This is a genomic window from Streptomyces sp. GbtcB6 (assembly GCF_019091475.1).
GTDB classification, from domain to species: domain Bacteria; phylum Actinomycetota; class Actinomycetes; order Streptomycetales; family Streptomycetaceae; genus Streptomyces; species Streptomyces hyaluromycini.
On record NZ_JAGXJL010000008.1, the window covers coordinates 222934 to 237500 of the forward strand.

Annotated in this window: 12 protein-coding genes and 4 pseudogenes; 7 read left to right on the plus strand and 9 right to left on the minus strand. The window is 69.3% G+C overall.

Annotation, left to right across the window (positions count from 1 at the left end):
• Positions 1-42: 42 nt before the first annotated feature.
• From KVT45_RS16370 to KVT45_RS16380, 3 genes are all read right to left on the minus strand, one after another.
• Positions 43-1224, minus strand: a complete 1182-nt coding sequence (locus KVT45_RS16370) for a cytochrome P450 (RefSeq protein WP_217548074.1) — start codon at positions 1222-1224, stop codon at positions 43-45.
• Positions 1225-1298: 74 nt separating this feature from the next.
• Positions 1299-1961, minus strand: coding sequence for a response regulator transcription factor (locus tag KVT45_RS16375; protein WP_217548076.1), 663 nt, complete (start codon positions 1959-1961; stop codon positions 1299-1301).
• 47 nt (positions 1962-2008) lie between these two features.
• Complete coding sequence (locus KVT45_RS16380; RefSeq protein ID WP_217548077.1) at positions 2009-3274, minus strand: sensor histidine kinase; 1266 nt, start codon at positions 3272-3274, stop codon at positions 2009-2011.
• Positions 3275-3444: 170 nt separating this feature from the next.
• Here KVT45_RS16380 and KVT45_RS16385 point away from each other — a divergent pair, with 170 nt between their 5' ends.
• A complete protein-coding gene (locus tag KVT45_RS16385) occupies positions 3445-3645 on the plus strand; it encodes a hypothetical protein (RefSeq protein WP_217548079.1) in 201 nt (66 codons plus the stop codon).
• Between the two features lie 122 nt (positions 3646-3767).
• Here KVT45_RS16385 and KVT45_RS16390 read toward each other — a convergent pair whose 3' ends face one another.
• The gene (locus tag KVT45_RS16390) at positions 3768-4163 is read right to left on the minus strand and encodes a ribonuclease (RefSeq protein ID WP_217548081.1); all 396 of its coding nucleotides are present in this window, start codon (positions 4161-4163) and stop codon (positions 3768-3770) included.
• 320 nt (positions 4164-4483) lie between these two features.
• On the opposite strand from KVT45_RS16390, the pseudogene KVT45_RS58095 reads away from it, so the two are divergent.
• Both KVT45_RS58095 and KVT45_RS16395 read left to right on the plus strand, forming a co-directional pair.
• Positions 4484-4642 (plus strand): annotated as a pseudogene (locus tag KVT45_RS58095) (IS5/IS1182 family transposase); the annotation flags it as partial.
• Between the two features lie 210 nt (positions 4643-4852).
• Complete coding sequence (locus tag KVT45_RS16395; RefSeq protein WP_217548083.1) at positions 4853-5593, plus strand: peptidase E; 741 nt, start codon at positions 4853-4855, stop codon at positions 5591-5593.
• Between the two features lie 210 nt (positions 5594-5803).
• On the opposite strand, the gene KVT45_RS16400 is transcribed toward KVT45_RS16395, so the two are convergent.
• On the minus strand, positions 5804-6538 hold the full coding sequence (locus tag KVT45_RS16400) for an alpha/beta hydrolase (protein WP_217548084.1): 735 nt from the start codon (positions 6536-6538) through the stop codon (positions 5804-5806).
• A gap of 547 nt (positions 6539-7085) precedes the next feature.
• Between KVT45_RS16400 and KVT45_RS16405 the strand changes: the two genes are divergently transcribed.
• A complete protein-coding gene (locus KVT45_RS16405) occupies positions 7086-7697 on the plus strand; it encodes an RICIN domain-containing protein (RefSeq protein ID WP_217548086.1) in 612 nt (203 codons plus the stop codon).
• Positions 7698-7742: 45 nt separating this feature from the next.
• Here the strand turns inward: KVT45_RS16405 and KVT45_RS16410 are convergent.
• Positions 7743-7982: pseudogene (locus KVT45_RS16410) on the minus strand (IS5/IS1182 family transposase); the annotation flags it as partial.
• 753 nt (positions 7983-8735) lie between these two features.
• Here KVT45_RS16410 and KVT45_RS16415 point away from each other — a divergent pair.
• A complete protein-coding gene (locus KVT45_RS16415) occupies positions 8736-9767 on the plus strand; it encodes a serine hydrolase (protein ID WP_217548087.1) in 1032 nt (343 codons plus the stop codon).
• 348 nt (positions 9768-10115) lie between these two features.
• Here KVT45_RS16415 and KVT45_RS16420 read toward each other — a convergent pair whose 3' ends face one another.
• From KVT45_RS16420 to KVT45_RS16430, 3 genes are all read right to left on the minus strand, one after another.
• Entirely contained in the window at positions 10116-10640 is a 525-nt protein-coding gene (locus tag KVT45_RS16420) for a MarR family winged helix-turn-helix transcriptional regulator (RefSeq protein ID WP_217548089.1), read from the minus strand.
• A gap of 142 nt (positions 10641-10782) precedes the next feature.
• Complete coding sequence (locus KVT45_RS16425; protein WP_217548091.1) at positions 10783-11196, minus strand: hypothetical protein; 414 nt, start codon at positions 11194-11196, stop codon at positions 10783-10785.
• A 121-nt stretch (positions 11197-11317) separates the two neighbouring features.
• Complete coding sequence (locus KVT45_RS16430) at positions 11318-12766, minus strand: MFS transporter (RefSeq protein WP_217548092.1); 1449 nt, start codon at positions 12764-12766, stop codon at positions 11318-11320.
• 417 nt (positions 12767-13183) lie between these two features.
• Here KVT45_RS16430 and KVT45_RS16435 point away from each other — a divergent pair.
• Together KVT45_RS16435 and KVT45_RS56330 are read left to right on the plus strand one after the other, a co-directional pair.
• Positions 13184-14345: pseudogene (locus KVT45_RS16435) on the plus strand (FAD-dependent oxidoreductase).
• 85 nt (positions 14346-14430) lie between these two features.
• Positions 14431-14553, plus strand: a pseudogene (locus KVT45_RS56330) (IS5/IS1182 family transposase); the annotation flags it as partial.
• Positions 14554-14567: the final 14 nt, after the last annotated feature.

Consider the following 14567-nt stretch of genomic DNA (forward strand, 5'->3'; position numbering starts at 1 on the left):
GGCCCGGTCCCACCACCCTCCCGGACCCGCCGGGGACCGTCGCTACCAGCGCACCGGGAGGCTGCGCACCCCTCTCATCAGGGTGCCCGGCAGCCACTCCCCGTGCGGGCCGTCCAGGGCGAGGCCCGGGGCGCGCTCCAGGAGGGTGCGCAGGGCGATCCGGCCCTCAAGGCGGGCCAGCGGTGCGCCCAGGCAGTAGTGGATGCCGTGGCCGAAGGCGAGGTGGCCGCGGTGGTCGCGGCGGATGTCGAAGCGGTCGGGCTCGGGATAGCGGTCCGCGTCACGGTCGGCGCCGGCGAGGCTGATCATCACGGGGTCGCCCGGGTCGATGGCGGTGCCGGCGATCTCCAGGGGCTCGGCGGCGTACCGGTACGTGGCGTTCTCCACCGGGCCCTCCCAGCGCAGGGTCTCCTCGACCGCGCCGCCCAGGAGGCTCATGTCGGCGCGCAGGGCGGCGAGTTGGTCCGGGTGGGTGAGCAGGGCGAGGACGCCGTTGCCGATGAGGTTGACGGTGGTCTCGTGGCCGGCGATCAGCAGGACGAAGGCCATGCCGCGCAGTTCCCCGACGGAGAGCCGGTCGCCGTCCTCGGCGGTGGTGCGGATCAGGTCGCTGAGCAGGTCGCCGCTCGGGCCGGCGCAGCGCTTGTCCTCGATCAGCTCCGCCAGATAGTCGGCGAGCGCGACGAAGGCGTCGTACTCGCTGCCCGGACGGCTGGACGCGACCACCTCGTTGGACAGCTTCCGGAACCGCGCGCGGTCCAGCTCGGGGACGCCGAGCAGCTCGCTGATCACCGTGATCGGCAGCGGGTAGGCGAGGGCGTCGACGAGGTCGGCACGGCCGCGCGGGAGCATCTCGTCGAGCAGCCGGTCGGTGATCTCCTGGATTCTCGGCTCAAGACCGGCCACCCGGCGGGCGGTGAACGCGCGCGTGATCAGGCTGCGCAGCCTGGTGTGCTGGGGCGGGTCGGCGAGCAGCAGGTACTTGCCGATCAGCTCCTCGTCGAGGAACTTGAAGCCGATCTTCTCGGTGTCCTTGACCAGTCTGGGGTCGGCGAGCGCCGCGCGTGCCTCCTCGTGGCCCACGACCAGCCAGGTCTCGTGGTACTGGTCGGGAAGGGGCCACCGCACCCGGTGCACCGGGCCGCGCTCGCGCAGTCGCGCGTACACGGTGTGCGGGTCCGTGCGCAGACCGTCGCCGTACTCGCCGAGGTCGGTCACCTGCATGCTCAGCTCCCCCTTCAGGAGACCCCCGAGGCCGTCCCGTACCCGGAGAACGCACGGGCCGCCCCACAGGTGCCCTATTCCTCCAGCAATCCCGCGTCGTACGCCAGCAGGGCGATCTGGACGCGGTTGTTGAGGCCGAGCTTGGCCAGGATGCGGGAGACGTGGGTCTTGACGGTGGCGACGCTCATGAAGAGGCCGGTGGCGATCTCGGCGTTGGCGAGGCCCCGGCCGACCGCGACGGCGACCTCGCGCTCGCGGTCGTTGAGAGCGGCGAGCCGCTCACGCGCGCGTGCCTGCCGGGTGTCGGCCTGGGTGCCGGCCGCGTGCCGCATCAGCTGCCGGGTGACGGCGGGCGACAGCACGGGGTCACCGGCCGCGACCCGGCGTACCGCGGCGACGATCTCGGCGGGCGGGGTGTCCTTGAGGACGAACCCGGCGGCTCCGGCGCGCAGGGCGTGCAGCACCTGTTCGTCGGCGTGGAAGGTGGTCAGGACGACGACCTGCGGGGCGTCGGCACGCGCGCGCAGCCGCTCGGTGGCGGTGAGCCCGTCCACGGACGGCATGCGGATGTCCATCAGGACGACGTCCGGGTGGGTGCGGTCCACGAGCGCCTCGACCTCGTCGCCGTCGGCGCCCTCCCCGACGATCTCGATGTCCCCGGCCCCGCCCATCATGAGGGCCAGCCCCGCCCGCACCAGCGGATCGTCGTCGACGAGCAGCAGTCTGATCGCGGTCATGGCTCCTACGTAATCACGCGGATACGGCGTTCGTGGTCGGTCGTTCTTCAGGCGGCGGGCCAGGGCAGCCAGGCCCGCACCTCGAAGCCGCCGTCGCCGGTGGCCCGGTGCTCCAGCCGCCCCCCGGCCAGCGTGGCGCGTTCGGTCAGGCCGATCAAGCCTTGGCCCGAGCCGGGGACGTGCGGGGCCTCCGTCGCGGGGGCGGGGTTGTGCACGGTGATGTCCAGGCCGTCGCCCTGGGCGCCGGTGACGCGGACGGTGACCTCGGCGCCGGGAGCGTGCTTGCGGGCGTTGGTGAGGCCCTCCTGGGCGATGCGGTAGGCGGTGCGGCCGACGGAGGCGGGGACGGCGGCCGGGTCGCCGACGTGGTTGTCGAGGATGACCTTCATGCCGGCCTGGCGGGACTCGGCGGCCAGCGCGTCCAGGGCCGCGAGGGTCGGCTGTGGCCGCCCGCCCGCCTCGTCGCCGTCGGCGGCGCGCAGCACGCCGATGATCTCGCGCAGGTCCTGAAGGGCCTCGTGGGCGCTCTCCCGGATGACCCCGGCCGCCCGGGCGATCTCCTCCTGGGGCGCGTCGGGCCGGAACTCCAGCGCCCCGGCATGCACGCTGAGCAGGGTCAGCCGGTGGGCGAGGACGTCGTGCATCTCGCGGGCGATGGCCTCCCGGGCCAGCCGCTGGGCCCGCTCGGCGCGCAGCCCGGCCTCGGTCTCGGCCCGCCGGGCCCGGTCGCGCAGGCTGACCATCAGCTGCCGCTTGGAGCGCACGAACATGCCGAGGCTGACGACCAGAAGGCTGAACAGCAGGACCAGGATGACGACGGCCAGGTAAGGCAGGTCGGGGTCGGGGCGCAGCCAGTAGAAGAGCGGGACCAGCGCGAGGTTGATGCCGCCGATCCAGGCGACGTACCGGAACGGGCGGTGCACGGCGAGCGTGAACAGCGCGACCATGGCGGCGCCGCCCGCGGTGTCGGAGGCGAAGCCGACCGGGATCATGGCGATGGCCAGGCCCGTCGGCCAGCGGCGGCGCAGCCAGACCGCGCCGCAGGCCAGCCCGCCGATCAGTTGGTCGGCGACGGCGAGGCCGTGCGAGACGTTCGGGTCCTGGCGCATCGTGTTGGCCGCCGCCGCTCCGAGGAGGACGGCCAGCAGGAAACAGCTGAAGTCGACGAGCCAGTCGCGCGCGGTGCGCCGGGGCCGCCGGCCGGCCGGACCGGCGTCGGGGTCGGGGTCGAGTTCATGGATCACAGCGGAGGGAAAGAGCCACCGCCGTCCCTCGAACGTCCGTATGGAAAGGTCACCGCTCACGGTCGACAAATCTACGCATGACCGGCTCGCGGCACCTACCCGAGCACGGGATCGTCGACCAAAGTTGCGCTCGCGTGGACTTTCGGTGTGCCACGCGCGCGTGCGGACAGTCTTCCGGCGGGCACGACTCGCCCCACGGCCGATGGCGTGGGGGGCGGCCGCGGGGCGAGGGTCGTACCGTGAAACAGCTGCTTGAACTGCTCGGATTCGTTGCTCTGGTGCAGGGTGTGCTGGGCCTGCTGCATGAGTTCACCCACTGGCGGGTGGGCCTCCTGCAACGGCTCGGCTTCCTCGACAGCTACGGCGTCTACGCGAGCGTCGCGCTGATCGTGCTGGCGTGCGCGCTGTTCGCCGTCGCGGGGAGCCGGAGGTCCGGCTGAACGCGGACCGGACCTCCGGCCGGTCGCGCCGTTCCTGACGACGGACGAGCCGACATCGACGTGCCGACGTCGACGTGCCGACGTCGACGTGCCGGTATCGCTGGGCCGACTCGGTCAGCGACTCAGCAGTCGAAGTCGATCAGGTTGAACGTGACGTAGTGGTCCGCCGTGTAGTAGTCCTCCTCGTACTGCTTGCCGGTCACGATCCGCCGTGCGCCGCGGGTGGAGGAACCGGGCGTCTTCACGGTGTACTCGTGGTAGTAGCCGCTGGACTGGCTCGGCAGCACGCCCTCCTGGTTGCGGAAGACGACCCCGTCCTGCGAGTACGGGAACGGGCCGCCCGACGCGATCAGGTCGAGCGTGTCGTACGCCTGCGACGGCAGGTCGCTGTAGCAGATACTGCCGACCGAGCTGGCAGCGGCGTCCGCGGTGGCGGCGGAGACGGTACCGCCGACAAGGAGGGCGGACAGCAGGGCGCCGGCGGCGCCGATGCGGGTGATTCGTGGGGGGAATCTCATGACTCCATGATGACGCGCGTAGAGTGTGGCATGTCAATGACAAGTCCGAAGAATTTCCCGTCGGGTCACCCGAGTTTTCAGGGAATTAACCTGCGGTCCGCGACCTCCACGGGCGGGCCCCGGCCTGGGGGAAGACCGGGGCCGGGCCGCTGGGACCTTGTCCGGCCGATCATGTGCCTGCTGCTTGTCCGGGTCGCTGATGTGGACATGGGGCGGGGTGACCTGACGGATGCCGAGTGGGAACGGCTGCGGCCTTTCCTGCCCGTCGTTCCGCCTGCGGGCATCGACGCCGGCAAGCGGATCACCGGCCGCCCACCGCCATCGGCCACGGCGCCCGCCCCGGCATCGACGTGCACCCCGTCCAACGCGAGCCCGGCACCAACGGGTTCAGAGTGCCCCCGAGGCGGTGGACGATCGAGCGGAGCACCGGCCGGCTCATGCACCACCGTCGCCTCGCCGGCGACCACGAGACCCACCCACGAACACTCAGTCACGAACACTCAGTAAGGAGTGGATCGTGAGCGGGTCGTCCTGCCGCTGTTCTCCGTCCGCGGTCGGTCCTTGTCCTGTGATGCGCAGACAGGACCTCGCGTCGACGGAGGGTCTGTTCGATTGTGGCCGTAGCCGATGGCTTGGCACTGTTCGAGGCATCGTCCGCGTCTGAATCGTGAACTGAGGAGGCAACCCTCGTGGCTGTCGTTCTGGAACGTCGTCTGGCTCTCCTTGGAGGCGGCTTCTCCACCGACGACGACGGTCTGCTGGATGACTGGATGCTCGATCAGGTGCGGGCTCCTCGGCCCAAGGTGTGCTTCGCTCCGACAGCCAGTGGCGACGCTCCCGCCTACGTCGAGCAGTTTCTCGCGGCGTACCGGTCACGTTCCTGCGAGCCCAGTGTCTTGCAGCTGTTTCGGCGGGAGCTCGATGACGATGCCCTGCGAACGTTCCTGCTCTCTCAGGACGTCGTCTATGTGGGTGGGGGCAACACCGCGAATCTGCTGGCGGTCTGGCGTGCGCACGGCGTGGACCGACTACTGCGTGAGGCCTTCGACCGCGGGACCCTGCTGTGCGGCATCAGCGCCGGCGCCAACTGCTGGGCCGAGGGCTCGCATACCGACTCCTTCGGTCCGCTGACTCATCTCTCTGATGGGTTGGGCCTGCTGTCCGGCTCGGTCTGCCCCCACTACGACAGTGAGCCGGGGCGTCGATCGTCCTATCAGACGGCCGTGGCAGACCGCGCGCTTCCCGCGGGTTGGGCAGTGGAGGACGGCGTCGGCGCCCTCTTCACCGACGGCCAGTTGACGGACGCGGTGACTCGCACGCCTCAGGCCCGGCTTTATCGGGTAGAACCGGACGGAGACAACGGAGTCAGGGAACAAGCCCGGCCATGTCGTCTGCTCGGCCCAGCACACCAGCCCACTCCGCCCGCGTGAACTGATGATGTGTGAGCCCAGGCGGTGCCGGTGACTGAGTCAGTCTTTGCAGAGATCGAACAGGTCATGACTTCAGGCGGGACGGGCCCCTGCTGAGAGTTCAGCAGGGGCCCACGGTGCAGAGAGCTGCGGAAGGCCGGTACCTGTGCTCGACAAACGGCATGCCGGCCGGCATCAGCTACCGTCTGCTGCCGGTCTGACGGCCCGGCCTCACTTCAGATGTCGGGTGAAGAACTGGGCCGCGGCATCCCCCGCGAACTGCGGGACGCCGGTGTGCCCGCCGAGATGGGCGTGCAGGGACTTCTCCTTGGAACCGAAGGCGTCGAACAGGTCCAGGGCCGCCTGCCGGTTGTTCCCTTCGTCGTCCCACTGCAGCAGGACGTGCAGTGGAATGGTGACCTGCCGGGCCTCCTCGAACAGGGCGCGAGGCACGAAACTCCCGGCGAACAGAACGGCGGCCGAGATGCGAGGCTCGACCGCCGCCAGCCGGACGCCGATGGAGATCACTCCCCCCGAGTACCCGACCGGGCCGCCGATCTCGGGCAGCGCAAGGAGGGCGTCCAGGGCGGCCTGCCATTCCGGGACCGCCTTGTCGACCAGCGGGAGGACGAGGGCGTCGACGATCTCGTCGCTGACCGGCTCGCCGGCCTCCATCGCCCGGCGCAGGTCGGCGCGGGCCTGCTCGACGGCGGGCCAACGGGGCCGGTCGCCGCTTCCGGGAAGCTCGATGGTGGCCGTGGCGTAGCCCCCCGCCGCGGAGTGCCGGGCCCGGGCCACCAGTCGGGGGTACATCTTGCGCAGCCCGAGGGGAGGGTGGCCGAGCAGGATCAGTGGCGCCGGTGCGGATGCGGATGTGGGTGTCCACAGGATGCCGGGGATCTCACCGAGGGTGAATTCGCGTTCGAGAACGCCGTCGTCGAGGCGCTGCTCGGAAGTGAAATGCATGGTCGTGCCTTTCGGGAGTGCACTGGAACGGCGCTCCCGGACGACCTGCCTATCGCCCGACCGTGGCCCCGGAGGGGAGCACCCATGTCGATACTGCGTTCACGGGTACCACCTCCTCGTTCTCTCGCACGGCCACCGAAAACGTAGCAGTGGTCGTCCTCGTCCGCCAACGGGTTTTTGCGGAGTCTCCGAGCCGGATGCCACGGAGACACAACGCAGAGCTACTCGGGGTGTCGTCGCGACGGCTCATCCAGCCGGTCCCGGACCCACTTCGCCACCGTGCCAAGTAAAGAGCGGCCGGATGCCGGCAAGCCATGCCGGGATCTTCGCGGAATACTCCGGGGCCCTGCCGGTGAAACGGGGTGTGGTCCGCTGGGCGGAACATAGGGCGACATCGGTCTTCCGGCGGGGCACGCTCTCCGTGAACAGGGCAATGTCAGCGAGGGAGTTGATTGCTCCAGCCGGTCCGTCTGACTCGAACCTCGATTTCGTTTCGAGGGTGGCCGTGTGCCTCCGCTCTGCCGGATCACTGCTTCGGGGCGGGCTGTTGGAGTTCTCCGACCAAAATGACCTGGAGGTCGCGACGATGAAGATCCGAAACAAAATGTCTGTCCTGGCAGGGGCGTTTCTGGCCAGTGCCGGCATGATGGCCCTGGCGACCGGGGCAAGCGCCGCCACGCCGACTGCGGACTCAACAGGGGGCACCTCCGCCCGCATTACGGCCGCCGCGGCCGCGAGCAGCTACCACACGATCAAGAACCTGGCCTACAGCCAATGCGTCGACGCGCCGGGTGGGGTACTCAACGTCAGACTTCAGCTGGTCGGCTGTAACGGTTCCAGCACCCAGAATTGGGCGTTCGTGTCGACCGGGGCGCCGAATACCTACTACCTGGTGAATCAGGCAAGTGGGTACTGCGCCGAGGTCAACAACGGCACCAGCATCCCGGGAGAAGCCGTCGACGAATACCTCTGCGACGGGCTGGCATCGGAACAATGGGTGGAAACAGCCGTAATCATAAACCAGACGGCCGGCGTAAAGTTCACCCACGCGGGCACCAACCTGTGCCTCGACACGGTCGGCGGCGCCGGCAGCCAGCTCATGCAATGGAATTGCGACGATGCCCACCCGGCAGAGGCCCAGGTGTGGATCGTGAGCTGAGCCCACTTCGGGTTGAGCGGCAAGGAGCCTTTTCCAACCTCGGTTTGACGTCGTCAGATGCAGGGCGAGGACGGCCTTGACCAGGTCGGTGATGCGGGTGGTGCTGCAGCGGAGCTTGCGCAGCAGGCGCCAGGACTTCGGGGTGGCCATCGCCTGCTCGCCGAACGGGTCGGCGATGGCCTGCACGTTCATGCCGTGCTTCGTGTGTTTCCCGGAGTGGTACGGCCGGTCGGCGGCGACCCGGTCGATGGGAAGCAGGGTGCCGTCGAGGATGACGAAGGCCTTGATGGGTGGAGCTTCATCTGTTCCCGGACACCAGCCCCACGCCAACTCGCCGCCCGATCACCCAAGTTAAAACCGCTCACTGTCTCTCACAACCGCTGCCACGAACACGAGAGAGCGCAGCCGGGCCGCCCGCGTCTCGCGTGACCTTGGTGCGGAGCTGGACCGTGGAGAACGTTGACTCGATGGGGTTCGTGGTCCGTAGGTGAAGCCGGCCGGTCGTCACGGGACATCGAGGTCGAGCCCAACAACTCACTGAAACCACTCATTTCGCGGACTCCGCCCAGGAAATCACGAGTGAGAAACCGACATTCATCTTTTTCACCCCCGCCTTCGGCTATCCTCCGAAGGATTCCCCAGAGCTGAGCAGGGCCCGCCGGAGCCGGCTTCGCCCCAGGGCCGGGCGACAACTCGCCGGGCGGAGTCCCGTGTTCTCCTCCCCGTCCCCCGATCGTGCCCGACGGCCTTCCCGGATTCTCGAAGGAGCATGAATTGCGTGTGAATGTGCGTGTTCGACGGCGCCCGCAACTGACGGGATTTCGCGCAGTGGCAACAGTTGCGGTGTCCGCGGCCCTCGTCGTGCCCCTCGCTGCGACCCCGTCGAGTGCGAACACGGTCCACGAGAGTGCGGCGGTCCGCGAGAGCGCGGCCGTCGGCCCTCGGACGCTCTCGGCGGTCCGACAGGACGGCACTGCGCAGACACGCGCTCACCTGCGGGAGCTTGCGCGGAAGTTGGTGGAAGAAGGAGTGCCTGGGGTGATCGTGCGGGTGGACGACGGTCACGGCAGGCCCATCGAGATCTCCGAGCAGGCCGCCTGGACGAAGAAGGACCATCGGCTCAGGGCGGACGACGAGGTGCGGGAAGCGTCCAACACCAAGACGGTGATGGCCACCCTCGTCCTGCAACTGGTCGCTGAGCACAGACTCGCCCTCACCGACCCGGTCGACAAGTGGCTGCCCGGCCAGGTGCGCAACGGCAAGGCGATCACCCTGCGCATGCTGCTCAACCACACCAGTGGGTTGTTCGACTACACCGACGACCCCGCCCTCGCCCCGGCCCTCACTGGCCAGGACACCCACGTATGGACGTCGACGGAAATCCTGAGCCTGGTGAGCAGACACCCGGCACTGTTCGAGCCCGGCACCGAGTGGTCGTACAGCAACACCAACTACATCGCGATCGGCGCCGTCCTGGAGAAGGCCACCGGTAAGAGCCTTGCGGCGCTGGTGCGGGACCGGATCGCCGGACCCCTGGGACTCCGGCACACCTTCTACGCCACCGGCTCCGCCTGGCACGACCGGCACGCCCACGGCTACGAACCCGACGCCGCCCACATGCCACCGGACGTCCCCGAGGCGTTCAGGAACTACGCCGGACCGCAGCACGACGACCACGTGGACGTCACCGCCGACTACGTCACGGCCGACGGAGCGGATGCCGCGATCGTGTCCACCGCCGGTGACTGGTCCCGTTTCTACGGCGCGCTGATGTCGGGCCGCCTGCTGCCCGCCGCCCAACTGGCCGAGATGCGCACCACCGTGCCGGAGGACGGGCCGGGGGACCCGGACGAGCTCGGCTACGGGCTGGGCATCGAGACGGCGAAGACCGACTGTGGCACGGTCTGGGACCACGTCGGCATCGTCCCGGGCTATGCGACCTACAACGTCACCGACTCCACCGGCCGTCGCACGGCCGCCTTCTTCTTTGCCACGTCCACTCTCACCAAACAGGCGCACCAGACCGGCGCGGCCCTGATGGACGCGGTCAACTGCGCCATCTTCGACTGACCAGCGCGTTTCCGAGGGAGCCGCCTCCGGACCACGATGTGAAACGCCCAACTGAGCGGTTTCAACTTGGGTGATCGGGCGGCGAGTCGGCGTGGGGGTGGTGTCCGGGAACAGGTGAAGCTCCTGGCAGACGGGTTGTCGACCAAGGCCAAGTCGCGCCCGCAACAGGGGGGATCTCCTGGTGACTGAGCGCACCGAGTGCGGCGAGGCCAGATCTTGAGATCTTGTATGGATGCATCGGCTGCTGGGCCAGGGCCGAGAGCACAGCGGCACATCCGCGTACGCGTACGCGGGCGGGGCTCGGCGGCTGGCGGCTGGCTGCAGGGCCTGTTGTGCTCCGCGGTGGGGTCAGCCCCGGCTGGCCGTGGTGTCCTGTTCGGCGCCGCGCATGCGGGGCATCGAGCGCAGTTGCCGGGTGTGGCGCTGCTGGAGGGCGATGGCGCGCCGGAGGTAGTCGGTGATGGTAGCGATCTGCTGGGGGGTGTAGTTGTCGGCGACCATCTGATGGCCTTCGTCGACCAGGGGGGCCATGAGGTCGTAGGCGGCCTTCTGGAAGGCGGGGGTGGCGCGGACAATGCTCTTGCGGCGGTCGGTGGGGTGGGGGGAGCGGGCGAGGTGGCCGGCCTTTTCCAGGCGGTCCAGGAGTGCGGTGGTGCTTCCGGTGGTCAGACCGAGGCGTTCGGCGAGCTGGCTGGGCAGGGCTTCAGGTAGTTCGAGGAGCAGGATTTCCAGGCAGCGCAGGTCGGTCTCGTTGATTCCGAAGAGCCGGGCGAGTTCGCGGTCGAAGTCGTCGACGGCGGCTTGGTAGGCGCGGGTGGCCTCACCGAGACCCTGCTGCGATGGTTCCTTGGCGTCGGCGGTCTCGGCACTCATGACAGCGCGGTCCCTTCACAGTCCTTTAGCTCGTCTCTCAAGGTACCCGAGGAAAAGGCGGGTTCGGGAACGGGTCGGCGGCGCTCCGGTCCTGGTGGGCCGGGGCGCCGCCCGGACGTCGCTTCCGTGCGGGGTAGCCGGTTCAGGCGGCGTGGATGACCTCGCGGAGCTTGCGGGCCATCTCCGCTACGGCGGGCTTGGGGCCGCCGCTGTGGGAGTTGACGGCGGAGTCAATGATCAGGTCGAGGGTCCGGCGGAAGTTGTCGACCTCTTCGGGGACCTTGGCCAGGAGGGTGGAGATCGTGGAGGTGATGGTGCCGCCGACGTGGTCGGTGATGTCGGCGGTGTTCTTGCCGCCGAGGTCCAGGTCCTTCATCTTTTCGGCCAGGATGCGGCCGACCAGTCCGGTGGCGGTCGTCATGGCCTTGCCGGTGGCCATGCCGGACTTGGTGGAGGAGACCGGGCCGGGGTTGGCGGCGACCATGAGGTGGACGGTGCCGTGGGCGGCGGTGCGCAGGGTCTGGGCCTCGGCGGGGGTCAGGACGGTGTCGGTCATGGTTCTGCTTCCTTTGTGAGAGGTTGCCGCTCCGCAGGGAGCGGGTGGTGCCACTGCCGGGGTCGGCAGCGGTCTGCCAGTGCTCGTCGGCTCAGTGCCCGACGGCTCAGTGCCCGACGGCTCAGTGCCCGTCGGCGTGGGAGGCGATGGGCCTGCGGGGCAGGGTGAAGCACAGGGCGGTGCAGAGCAGGAACGCGCCCACGGTCCACAGCCCGGCCTGGTCGATGGCCGCGGTCATGCCGCGGCTGAGGTGGGAGAAGAAGACGTTGCCGATGACGGCCGCGCCCAGTGCTCCGCCGAACTGCTGGGCGGTGGAGAAGATCCCGGAGGCGCCGCCGGCCAGGTGCTCGGGCACGGCGGAGAGCACGATGTTGACCAGCGGGATGATGATCAGACCCATGCCTGTGCCGGACAGGACCAGGCCGGGAACCAGGGGCCAGGCGCCGGTGTGGTGGGCGGCGGAGTGCTGGGTGGCGTAGTGGACCCAGAAGTAGCCGCAGGCGATGATCAGGCCGCCGACGATCAGGGTCTTGCGGCCGTACTTGGCGACCAGGCCGTCCACCATCGGCGCGGAGATGATCGCGCCCGCGGAGGAGGCGACCATGACGACGCCGGCCTGCGTCGCGCTGTACTGCTGCCCGGCCTGGAGCCAGATGGTGAACGCCAGGGCGAAGCCGGTCATGCTGCCGTAGAAGACCAACTGGATCAGCAGGCCGCCGCTGAAGGCGGCCTTGCGGAACAGGGCCGCGGGCAGCAGCGGGTGCTCGACGCCGCGCCTGGACTCGAACACGGTCAGCCCGAGCAGGGCCACCACGCCCGCGGCCAGCAGCAGCCAGCCCCACAGCGGCCAGCCGTTGTCGCGGCCCTGCACCAGCGGGAGCACGATCGCCACCAGCGCACCGGCCAGGACCAGACTGCCGAGCAGGTCGATCCGGCCGCGCGCCCGCTCCTGCATCGCGGGAATCCACTTCGCACCCAGGGCCAGGACGAGCAGTGCGACAGGGATGTTGACGGCGAAGATGGTGCGCCAGCCCCATCCGAACAGGTTCCAGTCGGTCAGCACGCCGCCGAGCACGATGCCCGCGGAGACCGCGAGACCCGCCATGGCGCCGTAGACGGCGAAGACCTTGCCGCGTTCCTTCTCGTCGAACATGGTCCGAAATGAGGCCAGGACCTGCGGCATCAGCACGGCAGCGGACACGCCCTGGACGGCGCGGGCACCGATGAGCGTGCCGGGACTGTCGGCGACGGCGCCGGCCAGGCTGGCGAGCGCGAACAGGGCGGTGCCGCCGAGGAAGAGGTTCTTGCGGCCGTAGCGATCGCCCAGGTGCCCGGCGATGATCAGCGCCGCCGCGAAGCCGAGCATGTAGGCCGAGACGGTCCACTGCAGCTGCGCGGAGTCGGCGTGCAGGCCGCGCCCGATCGAAGGCAGGGCGGTGTTGACGATCGAGCCGTCGATCATGTCCATCAGTGCGGCGATGATCATGATGATCGCGGCGGCCCAGCGCTTCGGGTACGCCCCCGTGGTGGTGGCCAGTGCGGGAGGGGCCCCGGCGGTCCTGGTGGACATGAGATCTCCCAAGTGTCTCGTCACGTGATATCCCTCGATGAACATGTCTCTCGTTCTTCGAGCTACTTGAGATTGAAGGCAAGCCTCTCGATTGTCAAGCGGGACCCATCAGGCATCGCCTGACCTGCGAAGGGGTGCACCTCAGAGGGTGTCGCGCATGGATCGTTCGACTTTCGAGCAATCCTCTTCCAGTGTGGAATATAGCTCGATCGTCAAGTCACATGACATTCGACTTAGTCGATACTCGTGCCATCTTGGGCTGCCGCCCAGGGGAAGGACCACTCACCATGACCCTCAGGACCGCGGTCGCCGTGGCCGCCGACCGAACCGCTCCCGCTCTCCGCACCGCCATCACGGAGGCATGAGATGACGCACGCACTGATCATCGGCTCCGGCGTCGCCGGCCCCGTGACGGCCATGGCACTGCAGCGCGCGGGCATCGCCTCGACCGTCTCCGAACGCGACGCCGGGCCCGCTAACCTGCGCGGCTCGTGGCTGAACTTCCAGGCCAACGGCATGGACGCCCTGCAGGCCATCGACGCCGACGCCGGGGTCGACTCCCTGGGCTTCCCCGTCGAGAGCATCAGCTTCATCAACGGCACCGGCAAGTCCCTGGGCCGCATGCCGATGGCCGCCCGCCGCCCCGACGGGCGCTCCTCGCAGATGCTCCCCCCGGGCCGACCTGTACACCGTGCTGCAGAAGATGGCGGCCGACCGCGGGGCGCAGGTCGTGCACGGCAAGCAGTTCGTCGGCGCGCAGACGCTGTCCAACGGTGGCGTGCGCGCCCGGTTCGCCGACGGCTCAAGCGCCGTCGGGGACCTGCTGATCGGCTGCGACGGCATCCACTCACGCGTGCGCACCGCCATCGACCCCAAGGCCGACAAGCCGCGCTACGTTCCGGTCCTGAACACCGGCGGTTACATACCCGGCTTCCGGGTGGACGTGCCCGCGGGCGAGTTCCGCATGCAGTTCGGCACCCGCTGCTTCTTCGGCTGGGCACCCACCCCCGACGGCGGCATCGTGTGGTTCGCCAACCCCCCGATGGTCAACGAACCCAAGCGGGGCGAGCTGTCAGCCATCGGCGACGCCCAGTGGCGCCGCCGGCTGCACGAGTTGATGAAGGGCGACGTCGGCCCTGCGCACGAGATCATCGACGCCGCGCCGGACCAGATCACCGCGTGGCCCACCTACGACCTGCCCATGGTCGAGAAGTGGCACAACGACCAGAACATGATCATCATTGGTGACGCGGCCCACGCCACCGCGCCCTCCGCCGGGCAGGGGGCGTCCATGGCGCTGGAGGACGCGGTCATCCTCGCCCAGTGCCTGCGTGACTGCCCCGACACCACCAGCGCCTTCGTCACCTTCGAGGCCCTGCGCCGCGCCCGCGTCCAGAAGATCGTCAAGCACGGCAACCGGGGCTCGAACAGCAAGGCCGCCGGCCCCGTCGGCCGCGTCATCCGAGATCTGATGCTGCCCGTGATCTTCAAGCAGGCCGCCAAGGGCGACGGGAAGTCGATGATGTGGCTCCAGGGTCATCACATCGACTTCGAGGCGCGTATCACGCCCGCCGCCTGACAGCACCGCCTCGCCCTACGGGGCCGGGCCGGCGTCGGCAGTGTGCCGTCGGCTGACGTACAGCAGCGGGCCGTGCCGCGCGTGCCTGCGCAGACGGGGCATCCGGCACGTGATCCCGGAGCAGACCGACAGCCAGGCCGCACACGTACGCAAAGGCTCACGCGGTGGGCGGTCACCAGGCTTCGACGAGGAGCGGTACAAGAAGCGCGGCTACGTCTCCCT